General features: G+C 41.7%; 13 protein-coding genes. 11 read left to right on the top strand and 2 right to left on the bottom strand.

Annotated elements, in window-relative coordinates; all coding sequences use genetic code 11:
- Positions 1–169 precede the first annotated feature (169 nt).
- The gene (locus tag HMPREF0083_RS09220; protein WP_021620983.1) at positions 170–967 is read right to left on the bottom strand and encodes a class I SAM-dependent methyltransferase; all 798 of its coding nucleotides are present in this window, start codon (positions 965–967) and stop codon (positions 170–172) included.
- Positions 968–1,076: 109 nt separating this feature from the next.
- Entirely contained in the window at positions 1,077–1,220 is a 144-nt protein-coding gene (locus tag HMPREF0083_RS28700) for a hypothetical protein (RefSeq protein ID WP_021620982.1), read from the bottom strand.
- Positions 1,221–1,762: 542 nt separating this feature from the next.
- Here HMPREF0083_RS28700 and HMPREF0083_RS09215 point away from each other — a divergent pair.
- The 11 genes from HMPREF0083_RS09215 (at position 1,763) to HMPREF0083_RS09165 (ending at position 11,183) form a co-directional block, all read left to right on the top strand.
- The gene (locus HMPREF0083_RS09215; RefSeq protein WP_021620980.1) at positions 1,763–2,899 is read left to right on the top strand and encodes an S-layer homology domain-containing protein; all 1,137 of its coding nucleotides are present in this window, start codon (positions 1,763–1,765) and stop codon (positions 2,897–2,899) included.
- Positions 2,900–3,023: 124 nt separating this feature from the next.
- On the top strand, positions 3,024–3,809 hold the full coding sequence (locus HMPREF0083_RS09210; RefSeq protein WP_021620979.1) for an ABC transporter permease: 786 nt from the start codon (positions 3,024–3,026) through the stop codon (positions 3,807–3,809).
- A 156-nt stretch (positions 3,810–3,965) separates the two neighbouring features.
- Entirely contained in the window at positions 3,966–4,436 is a 471-nt protein-coding gene (bcp, locus tag HMPREF0083_RS09205) for a thioredoxin-dependent thiol peroxidase (RefSeq protein ID WP_040302214.1), read from the top strand.
- Positions 4,437–4,640: 204 nt separating this feature from the next.
- Entirely contained in the window at positions 4,641–5,054 is a 414-nt protein-coding gene (locus HMPREF0083_RS09200; protein WP_021620977.1) for a hypothetical protein, read from the top strand.
- A gap of 15 nt (positions 5,055–5,069) precedes the next feature.
- The gene (locus tag HMPREF0083_RS09195) at positions 5,070–6,011 is read left to right on the top strand and encodes an FAD:protein FMN transferase (RefSeq protein WP_021620976.1); all 942 of its coding nucleotides are present in this window, start codon (positions 5,070–5,072) and stop codon (positions 6,009–6,011) included.
- Positions 5,999–6,616 (top strand): ferric reductase-like transmembrane domain-containing protein, encoded by a 618-nt coding sequence (locus HMPREF0083_RS09190; protein WP_021620975.1) that lies wholly within the window; start codon positions 5,999–6,001, stop codon positions 6,614–6,616. Before HMPREF0083_RS09195 ends, HMPREF0083_RS09190 begins: the two co-directional genes overlap by 13 nt.
- 3 nt (positions 6,617–6,619) lie before the next feature.
- Positions 6,620–7,291: a response regulator transcription factor gene (locus HMPREF0083_RS09185; RefSeq protein WP_021620974.1), complete on the top strand. Its 672-nt coding sequence runs from the start codon at positions 6,620–6,622 to the stop codon at positions 7,289–7,291.
- 1 nt (position 7,292) lies between these two features.
- Positions 7,293–8,603, top strand: a complete 1,311-nt coding sequence (locus HMPREF0083_RS09180; RefSeq protein WP_021620973.1) for a sensor histidine kinase — start codon at positions 7,293–7,295, stop codon at positions 8,601–8,603.
- Between the two features lie 175 nt (positions 8,604–8,778).
- A complete protein-coding gene (locus HMPREF0083_RS09175; RefSeq protein ID WP_021620972.1) occupies positions 8,779–9,546 on the top strand; it encodes a class I SAM-dependent methyltransferase in 768 nt (255 codons plus the stop codon).
- Positions 9,547–9,617: 71 nt separating this feature from the next.
- The gene (locus HMPREF0083_RS09170; protein WP_021620971.1) at positions 9,618–10,571 is read left to right on the top strand and encodes a D-2-hydroxyacid dehydrogenase; all 954 of its coding nucleotides are present in this window, start codon (positions 9,618–9,620) and stop codon (positions 10,569–10,571) included.
- Between the two features lie 51 nt (positions 10,572–10,622).
- The gene (locus HMPREF0083_RS09165; RefSeq protein WP_021620970.1) at positions 10,623–11,183 is read left to right on the top strand and encodes a cob(I)yrinic acid a,c-diamide adenosyltransferase; all 561 of its coding nucleotides are present in this window, start codon (positions 10,623–10,625) and stop codon (positions 11,181–11,183) included.
- The last annotated feature ends 176 nt before the right edge of the window (positions 11,184–11,359 follow it).

The raw sequence follows: 11,359 nt of genomic DNA, 5'->3' as shown, positions 1-11,359 counted from the left end.
GTAGTATGTGTCCAAAATTAGGGGGTTAACCCGCGATAGGTTCAACGAACACGCAGTAGGTAATGAGAAAGCTTACTGCGCGAAGTTTCCCCTTGTTTCACTTAAGATAACGAGCTGTTTACCTGAACGGTTCAATTTAGGGAATAGAGTGGGATAACATAAGTATCTTCTACTTGCTTCCAACTAAAATATAGCTTAACGGAAGCTTATTTTCTTCCTCCAAATGTCCAAATAGGCAAGAAATATCGTGATGATACTCACTGAATTCCTTGATATGAATACCGCTTTTCATTATAGAGTTTAAAAGACTCGATAGTGTATGGCTGAAGCTATAATTAGGCCTTGATTTATAGGTAGTTCCGCCAATGTAATCGATCCCTTCATAGCTGACCCATGGATCGTTCTTGTAATAAGAGAAAGCCACTTTCAAAGGGGCTTCAAATTCTGCTTCCCCTTTAACAGCGAACATATTTAAAAACGGATGCATGTCATAAATAAGGAGCATGCCTTCTTTTTTTAATAAGTCCGACACGATTGTAAAAAAGCGCTGTAAATCTGGAAGCCAGGTTAAAGCGCCAATCGAAATATATACTAAGTCATACTGTCCAGCATGTTCCTCCCCAATGTCATAAACATCTGTGCGAATGAACGTGCATGGCAGATGGGAGACCTGGGCCAATTCATTTGCCTCTTGTATGGCATAATCTGAGATATCAAAACCTGTACCGCTTTTTGCTCCTAAATTTATAATCGAAAGAAGCTCTATCCCATTATTGCAGCAAAGCTGTGCAACTGTTTTATCCTGTATATTGATTTCCTTGAGCTTCTCTGTAATAACTTCGTCCAGGAGTGAGAAACCCTTTGTGCTAAATTTTTCCTTTAGGTCAATATTTCTTGCTTGCTGATGAATCGGCGTTACTTCATTCCAGGCTTTTCTGTTTGCTTCTGTATATTTTTTAATCGACATTGTAGGTCCCTCGCTTATGGTTTATTTGGATTTGCAAAAAAGCACAAAAAAGCCACAGGCAATATACCTGTGGCATCGTTATCGTGATTTTAACAACTGCTGATTCGCTTTATAGATGCATGGTACGCCATAAATGAAACTGTTCTTTTTCAATTGTAGAGGCAAAAAAGGGCAGACTTCCCCCTTGGAGTGAAAAATCATGTGTCATACTGGAAATTTCTACAATAAACCATGTTTGAACAGTTCCGAACACGTACCTACACCTCCTTTTAAGCAAAGTTTACCAAGATAATAACATGTTTGTTAAGTGATGTCTATATACATCTGACTTGATAAATCGGCACATTTCTGCGGTGGGCGGGAGCGGCCCAAAAAGCGGCCCGCTACGCTTCTGTGTGGGAGACGAACCGACGCCCGTTTGGGACACGGTGGGGTGACGATACACTCTGGAACGTACGGGATAATCAACACCCTTGGTGTAATTTATATAGGTGGTGGATGCTGAATCTTTCTATCGTTAAAAATATCTTTTTTTTTATAGGTTTTTTCCTTTAAAAAATAATGGTTAAAAGATACTAGAAGGCAGGAAAAAAGGTGGTTTAATACTAATATATTACTATAGTTCCAATGATTAAAATTCCTTTAAAATAACCTATAGAATAAAAAGTTGCTATCTTGTTGTTCAGTAAATCTTCCTATCTACATATTGGCAAAATGGAATATAAGAAAAAATATCCACTATAATTACGGAAAAATGGAATAAATGAACTGTGAAGAAAGGAATGGAAATCTATTGTGAAACGATATACTACACATTTTGCAAGTAAAGTCACGCTTGTTGTGGCATTGGGAACTCTCAGTGTTTTGCCTGGACGGGCATGGGCGGACGAGCCTTCCAACAAGCTGAAAGAAATAACAACAGTAAACAGCTACTTGCCTGGGGATATGGAGCAGCACTGGGCGAGAGATGAAGCATATAATCTGGTTCATGCTGACATTATAAAAGGATATACTGAAAAGGATGGAACAGTCTCAATCAGGCCGAATAAACAAATTACGCGTGCTGAATTTGTGTCCCTGCTCGTTGGTGCGCTCGGCTTGAAAAAAAGTCCAGATCAGGACCCGCGTGCATTCTATGATATTGAGCCGAATCAATGGTATACCGAGGCAGTCAATATTGCAAGTTCGCTTGGAATTGTTAAAGGGGTAACAGAGAAGTCGTTTGGTCCGAATGATAAAATCACCCGGGGCGAGATTGCAGCATTGATTACACGGGCATTCGCATATACGATTGATTTTGACGAAATGAATGCAAGGCAGTTTAAAGATGTAAAGGATTCGTACTGGGCTGCACGTGAGATAAGCAAAGCAAGCTCGGTGAAGATTATTAATGGCTATTCGGGAGGATATTTTAAACCGTTTGAATACTCGACGCGTGCAGAAGCGCTTGTCATGCTGTCTAATGCGCTATATTTAGAAGAGAATGCGGTACCGGCCGATAAAACATTAATCGACATCGTTAAGGCGAATGCAGAAGATGAGGAACGGGCACTGGGTGCAGTAGACGTTGAGAGGTTAAAAGAAATCAGCAACAAACGTTATACAGGATATCATAAAGCGACCAGTGATTTAACAGCAGCTGTACTAAGAAAGATGAAAGAAGAAGGGTACAAAATTGAGATTACCCATGAAGGTGAGCTGAAAGCTACGGTCATGGGCAAATGGAATCGGATCGCTGTTGTAGAAGTGGACGGGGGTACATATCACCTGCAAGCAAGCAAAGAGGGTGGAGCGCACCTGGACAATACACAAACAGTTAAAGGTGTAGTTATGCTTAAAAAAGATTCTGTAAGTGGTGAGTGGAAAGTGTATACGTCTGATATACCACTTTTGTTTACTCAAAAAATGCTTTCTGCACTGGATATTCAATGATGGGAAAAACGAGGCGAACAATCGCCTCGTTTTTCGTTATTGACTTGATAGACGGAACGCATAACATTATAAAGAGGAGATAATCTACCCGGTATACGGATGGAATAAAGCAAGGAGGAATTTTGTGTTTTATCTTTCGCTTTTCGGTGACTACCTTAAACAGTATTTTAAAATGCGGCTTGCCTACCGAATGGATTTCATAAATGGGATTGTTTCGGACTTTGCATTTCAGATTACGAATCTGGTTTTTATTTTGGTTGTTTTTCAGCATACATCATTTCTAAAGGGATGGACGCGCGACGAAATTATTTTTATTTATGGTTTTTTTCTTGTACCATATGCGGTATTTTCTACATTTTTTAATCTGTGGGAATTTCAGGAGAAGTATATTATTAAAGGAGAAATGGATAGAGTATTGACACGGCCTGCACATAATTTGTTTCAGGTAATGCTTGAAACGATGGACCCTCAGTCATTGGCTGGTGCCGTAACCGGCATCGTAATTATGGTATATGCAGGCTTTCATATGGGGCTTTCGCTTTCTTGGTATGATCCGCTTGTATTCGTTTTGCTTGTTCTTTCCGGAGTGCTTGTGTATGGAGGCGTTTATACAGCGATTGCGGCGATTGGTTTTTTCTCGGATTCGAAGACGGGCATTTCACCGATGATATGGAACATTCAGAACTACGGTCGTTATCCTGTTAATATTTATAATAAGGTTATTCGTTTTTTGCTGACATGGATTCTGCCATTTGCTTTTGTAGGCATTTATCCTGCAGCCTATTTCCTTTCACGTGAAGAATACTATACATATACTTTGCTGACTCCCATAATCGGTATTGTATTTTTTGTGTTAGGCATTATGGTATGGAATTATGGTGTAAGGAATTATCGGGGAGCGGGTTCCTGAATAGGGGGACTTGTTCCTTCTTTGTTTTGTTGGCTGAAAATTGATAAAATGAAGTAGGATATTATAAAGAGTTGTATTTTCAAAATGCTGTTAAAAGTACCTACACCTTATAGATAATCACTAGGTGTAACAAATTAACTTATGGAGGCTGATAGAATGAGTGTGAAAGTAGGAGAGTTAGCACCTGATTTTGAATTGGTATCAAATAATGGTGATATGGTAAAGCTATCTGATTTTAGGGGAAAAAATGTCATTCTATATTTCTATCCAAAAGACATGACACCAGGTTGTACAACGGAGGCTTGTGATTTCCGGGATTATCATAAAGGCTTTTCTGAATTGGATACTGTAATATTAGGAATTAGTCCGGATTCTTTAGAGTCGCATAAAAAGTTTATTGAAAAGTATGAACTGCCTTTTTTGCTTTTAGTTGATGATGAACATAAAGTGGCTGAACTTTATGATGTATGGAAGCTCAAGAAAAATTTTGGTAAAGAGTATATGGGGATAGAAAGAGCAACTTTTGTCATCAATAAAGAGGGAATGCTTGTAAATGAATGGCGTAAAGTAAAAGTAAACGGACATGTAGAAGAAGCATTAAAGTACATAAGGGAAAATTTAAGCTAGGATTCTAGGACGAGAATTTATTTGAGTCCCCCTTCCAAGGAGAGCATGCGGAAGGGGGGCTCTTATTTATTTCTTGAGGAAAGACAAGAGAAAGGCAGTCGTGAAGAATATGAAAATATTCATCTGTATTTTTCATTTTTTTTTCAGAGAAGCTGTTTATAGTTAAGAAAAAACAGAAATGAAAATGGAAGGAAGAGAAGAGAAATGGCAAAGTATGTAGTTACCAAATGGCTCATTGGTCTTTCCAGTGTGGCAGCTTTTACCGGCTTTATTGGATTATCCAAACAGACTGATATTATTCAATCATCATCCCCATCACAAATAAGCTCCGTTGCTCCGGAGGCATATAAGCAAGAAGAAGCAGGCGAAACATATGTTGTTAAAAAGAGTAAGCGGACACATAAGGATGATGATTACAAGAAAGAGAAAGATTACAAGAAAAAGAAAGATGATCACCATGATCATGATGACGACGATGACGATGACGAAAAAGAAGAACGAATGTACAAAAGGTGGAAAAACGAGTTGTCTGATAACAAAGCTGTACTCCAAAGCGAACAAGTATCTCAAAGTGGAAAACCTAAAAAAGAAATATCGGCTAGATCCCGAGCTTCATAAAAAGGGGGGGAGCATATGCATACCTTTCAGGCGATGAACACAGAATTCTCGACAATCGGTCTTACACAAAGCGCCCGAAAAGAAATAGAGTGGTTAATTCGAATCATCGAAGCTCGGCTGAGCCGCTTTCTGTCGGATAGTGAACTTTCCCGGCTTAACCGATCAGCAGGGAAACCTGTTTCGGTATCGGCGCCTCTCTATGAAGTCCTGGAGCAAGCTCATGCATATTATTGTGAGACAGACGGGGTCTTCAATCCGTATCTGGGTGCGGTTGTATCTGGCCTTGGTTATAATCAAAGTTTTGAAACGCTGTCGACAACATCCAGAACCATTATTCCTACCAAAGTGAAACATAGATCGAAGTGTACGAATCCGCTTATGTTAGACCGTGTTAAACAGACAGTACGTCTGCATCCAGATGTGCTGCTTGATCTTGGTGGAATTGCAAAAGGATGGAGTGCGCGATTTGGGTCCTCTTATTTGATTAAGAAAGGAGTTCAATCTGGTCTAATTGATGCGGGAGGCGACATTGCTGTATGGGGCACGAACCAGGGAGCACCGTGGGGTATCAGTATCGCCGATCCATTTTGTCCTAACAAAGATCTAGCTTCATTCTGGTTACGGCATGACACCGGAGTAGCGACAAGCAATTGCATAAAACGAAGCTGGTTGCTTTCGGATGGTAGTCGCGCACATCATATCATCGATCCACGCACTTTCAATTCTGCCGTCTCTGATCTTGTACAAGTAACCGTACTGGCACCGGATGTGCTGACAGCTGACGTATATGCCAAAGCCATGCTTATTCTTGGATTTGCGGAGGGAGTGCACTGGATGCAAGAACGAAAACCGGAGCTTGCCTATGTACAGGTTAGAAGCGATGGTTCTGTCCATACGGGTGGAAATATAGAGGCATATTGCATAGAGTGGGAAGGGAGAAATCAATGCCAAATTTAACAATTGATTTATTTGCTTCATTTTTTTCTGTCTGGCACACCGTACGGGGTGCCGGGCTCATTTCTTATGTTTTGTTATTCCTAGCTGTCGTCGGCGGACTGCTGCAAAGCTTGCCGATAACACCTGCCCGCTTCCGCCCATTTCTTTTTGCACTTCATACAACAGCTGGGTGGCTTGGTCTTCTGTTTGGGCTTACACATGGGCTTGTATTACTTTTCGATCAATACATTGGATATGACTGGGTGGATATTTTCATTCCCTTCTCATCCAAACATGAGATGTTCTCAACACCAGCCGGCATTCTGGCTTTTTATCTAATGCTAATAATAATGCTTAGCTCAGATTGTCGGAAATATATCGGCTATAAAATATGGCGCAAATTACATTTCGTAGCTTTCCCTGCTTACATGCTTGCGCTCTATCATGGGCTTACGCTTGGAACGGATACAGGGCTTCCGTTTGTGCATGCACTTTATGTGAGTACAGGTGCACTAATTTTAATTTTTCTCATTCTGCGGATTGCCTTTTCATTGCTTCCTGTTTCTTTTTCCTGTTTTTTCTCGCACAATAATAAGAAAAAGAGCATGAAGACGAAAGAAGGATGATGTATGTACGTGCTACTTGCAGAAGATGATCAAAAGCTGGGGAGGTTAATTTCCCATATGCTTAAAAAAGAGGGGCATACGGTTGATTGGTTTGATTCGGGAGATAATGTGTATACGTGTGCTTCTGTCTCTTCATATGATTTGTTGATTCTGGACTGGATGATGCCAGGTGCAGATGGTATTAGTATTTGTCGTCGTCTACGGGCGAACGGATATGAAGGAGCAATTTTGATGCTTACAGCGCGGGATGCGCTTGACGATCGGGTATGTGGCCTTGATGCTGGAGCTGACGATTACCTTGTAAAACCGTTTGAGTTCGCGGAATTGTTTGCGCGTATTCGGGCACTTGCCAGGCGTAGCTGCACACCTATTCAACCTGAGGATATCACCATTGCCGATCTGGTTGTACACTGTACCCAGCATACTGTTGAACGAAACGGTACGTTCATTCAGCTGACTCCACGCGAATTTCAACTGCTTGAACTTTTGTTGCGCAACCGGGGACATATAGTGCCGCGCGAGATAATCTTTGATCGCATATGGGGTTATGATGCAGATGTAAGCAGCAACACATTGGATGCTTTTGTCCGCCTGTTGCGTAAAAAAATAGAACAACCTGGCGAACGTAAGCTCATTCACAATGTACGTGGCGTGGGCTATAAGTTTGAGGCATAATATGTTCGAGAAAATTCGTAATCGTTTGACGCTGTTATTCAGCATATTAATGATGTTATTTTTGTTTCTGTTTATCGCCAGCAGTTATTTTATATTGTCGTTCGCGCTGTATCATGATAGCAAAAGTGCTGTGCAGTCCCTGACTGCCCATGAGTGGGAGGAACACCGGCACGAGTTGATTAAATGGCAAAAAAAGTCGAAGAAAAAGCGTGTTAAGATTGATATCAAACAGCATGAACGAGCTTTTTATTATGTTATAGATAAGGACGGGCAGCCATTTGACGGAGACGAAATATTTCCAGAGTTGCGTCAGTCAATCTTGACACGGATAAAAGGTTGGCAACCGCAGCCGTCAGAAGTTAGAATTGAGCCATTTAAACTTCCAGACGGAAAAACGCTCTATATTATGCTCTCTGGCCATTCTGAATATGAGGGCGGACAGTATATCGGTGCCGTATATGCTGGTGTCGATATTACACAGCAGCATGATGTATTTGAACGTCTTATGATGATTCTTGCGCTCCTTTCCATCGTTTTTCTGGTTTTATCTTCACTGCTTGGTTATTACATGGCGAGCCGCGCGATGGAGCCTATTATGCGTTCCTTTGCCAGACAGCGCGAGTTTGTCGCGGATGCTTCGCATGAATTGCGCACCCCGCTTAGTGTTATTCAATCCTCCCTTGAAGTACTGGAATCAGAGAACCGGGAGGGGCTGTCGGATTTTTCTCGCCAGCTTATTGTGGATTTAAAAGATGAAGTACGGATGATGACCGGTCTCGTCGGGCATTTGTTAACGCTTGCTCGTGCAGATTCAGGCGTTTTGCAGTTGAGAAAAGAAACGTTTGATTTGGCAATTTTATCTCATCAACTGGCCCGTACGTTTCAGACGTTGCTTGCTAAACAAGCCCAGTTATTTGAACTCGAAGTACCAGATACGCTAACAGTATATGCGGATGCTGAGCGTATCAAGCAGCTTCTATACATTTTGTTGGAAAATGCCAGCAAGTACACCCCTGCTGGTGGACGTATTACACTTGAGGTCTCAGAAGAACGGAAAGGAAAAGAGCATCGCGTTCGTCTTGCTGTACGGGATACTGGCATTGGTATTGCACCGGAGCAACAGGCTCGCATCTTTGACCGTTTTTATCGGGTAGACAAAGTACGTTCACGCAGAATAGGCGGAACAGGTCTTGGGCTTGCCATCGCGGAATGGATTGTACAGGCGCATGAGGGTTCCATTGAGCTTGAAAGTGAATTAGGTAAGGGGAGTACGTTTACTGTATTTCTGCCTTCCAATAGAAAAACTGGATGATGATTGCATTTTTTTATGCCGAAGAAGACCCTTTGTCCTTTTGGGATACGTCGAGGCAGCTATACATTCTGGATAACCAGCACTCTTGAGTTTGCATATTGCTTTTATTTTCATCTATAATAAATGAATCAATATTTTTGCATATAATTCCCTACGGAAAGGTGAGAGGCATCTAATGAGCGTTGCTCATTACGATTGGACCGATTATTATGACATCGTTTCCAATGGATTAGATCGTGATGTTGAGTTTTATACAAGTTTGGGTTTAGAAGCAGATGGCACGGTACTTGATTTGGGTTGCGGTACCGGACGCATTTCGATTCCAATGGCACTTAAAGGGATTGAAGTAGTCGGTGTTGATGCTTCGGAGAAAATGCTGGAGAAAGCGCGCGCTAAAGCAGATATGGCGCAAGTGAACGATAAGATAACTTTTATTCATGATGATATGCGTACGTTTGAATTGGGGCGTACATTTCAGCTGGCCATGATTCCATACCGTTCCTTTTTGCATCTGCTTTCAGTAAAGGAGCAAATGGCTGCTTTGCGGCAAGTTAGTAAGCATTTGGCGGAAGGCGGATTACTTGCGCTGAATGTATTCGTCCCTACAATTCAACATTTGTATGAGCAAAATGAAAAAAGCTCAACACGGGGAATTTATATGATTCCAGGTAGTGAAGATCGGCTGGTAGTATGGGATTATACGAGGTATGACCATTTTCGGCAAATTGCCGAGATTATTCGACAGTATGAACGTACGGATCAGGATGGCGTAGTTGTACAGCGTGTAGTATCGCCGTTACATATTCGTTACATATTCCCCTCAGAATTACATCATCTACTCAGATTGGCGGGATTTGGTATAGTTGAACGTTATGGTGATTTCTCAAAAAAAGCGTTTGACTCTGAAAGTACTGAACTTATTGTAATTGCCAAAAAGCTTTAGCGGTTCTAAGTTTTTCTTACATAAATTGGCTTACTATATATTATACAGAGCAGAGGGGAGAAATTGCCGAAATGAAAATTGTCTTGACGGCTAAGATGAGCAAGCGTCATCAAGAGAAGTTAGAAAAGGCATATCCTCAACATGATTTTTACTTTTACGATCGAATGAAAGAAGCTGCAACGGATGTAAAAGACACACATGTCTTGGTTACATACGGGGAAGATTTAACGTTCGATAATGTGCAAGATATGCAAAATCTTCGCTGGATTCAGGTATTGAGTGCAGGGATGGATACAATGCCTTTATCTTTGTTAGCTGAACGCGGTGTATTGGTGACAAATGCAAGCGGCATCCATAAGATTCCTATGGCTGAGTATACATTTGGTGTTATGCTTCAGGTGGCTCGTAAAATGAACGAGTTGTATGAGAAGCAGTGTAACAGTGAGTGGGACCGGAGCATCCGTGTAGAAGAATTGTATGGCAAGACGCTTGGGATTATTGGTGTAGGAGCTATTGGTGAGGAAATTGCACTTCGTGCGCAAGTGTTTGGTATGCAGGTGCTCGGCGTAAATCGAAGTGGGAAAATGAAATCTGGATGCGATGAGATGTATCTACAGACAGATCTGCTATCTGTCCTTCCACGCTGCGATTACGTTGTTGTTATTGTACCGTTAACGGAAGAAACCCGTAATATGATTGGTTATGAAGAGATTAAGGTTATGAAAGAAAACGCTGTATTAATTAATATTGCCAGAGGGGCAATTATTAATGAGGAAGCCTTGCTTGAGCATCTGAGAAGCAAAAAGTTAAAGATGGCTGTTTTGGATGTGTTTTCAGAAGAGCCTCTTCCAGCTTCGTCACCGTTTTGGCAACTGGAAAATTGCCTGGTAACACCCCATATATCAGGCCGTTCCCCTCTATATATGGAACGTGCATTGGAAATTTTTCACCATAATCTTGCCCTATATAATAATGAAGAAACAAAGGATATGATAAATGTGATTAACTTGCGCCAGGGGTATTGAATGATTCAGAAAGCTTACGAAAGTAAAAAGCATGGCGGGAGGGAATGAAGGTTGAAGATTTATACGAAATCCGGTGATAAGGGAGAAACGAGTCTAGTGTATGGTATGCGTGTACCGAAGTATGATCCGCGGGTCGAGGCTTATGGAACATGTGATGAAGCTAATTCGGCAATCGGACTTGCGCTTTCTCATGTGCCACAAGGAGAGGAATGGCAAGAACTTTTCTCTGTATGCCATATTGTGCAGACGAAGTTATTTCATATCGGAGCTGAATTGGCAACTCCCGCAGGCAAAGAAGTGGGCTGGAAAATTGAAGAATCAGATGTAGAACTGCTGGAGAAATTGATTGATAAGTGGGATGCGGAGCTTCCGACTTTAAAGAATTTTGTACTGCCGGGTGGATGTCCTGCTGGAGCAGGATTTCATTTTGCCCGGACAGTCGCCAGAAGAGCGGAACGCAAAGCGATTGCTGTCGCAGAGCATTTGGAAGTCAATCCGACAGTCATTCGTTACTTGAATCGCTTATCGGACTTTTTATTTGTCGCTGCTCGTTATGTTAATCAGAAGGTAGGTAAAACAGAGCCCACATTGCATCAGGATGACAAAAAATAATGGAATATAAATAATTACACGCCTGTTGATTATCCATAAGGTGAAAGAAAAGATGCACGCGTCGGCGTGTTCCCTCGTCTTTTTCTCACAAGGAAGAGACACGGCCGCTTTGCGGTCCCGTCTGGCTGGGACAAAAAGCAGCCCTCTAAGCTTGGGTGCGGGAGACGAACCGACGC

Source organism: Aneurinibacillus aneurinilyticus ATCC 12856 (genome assembly GCF_000466385.1).
GTDB lineage: Bacteria > Bacillota > Bacilli > Aneurinibacillales > Aneurinibacillaceae > Aneurinibacillus > Aneurinibacillus aneurinilyticus.
The sequence above is the reverse complement of the archived record's forward strand: the minus strand, read 5'-3'. Positions and strand labels throughout refer to the sequence as shown.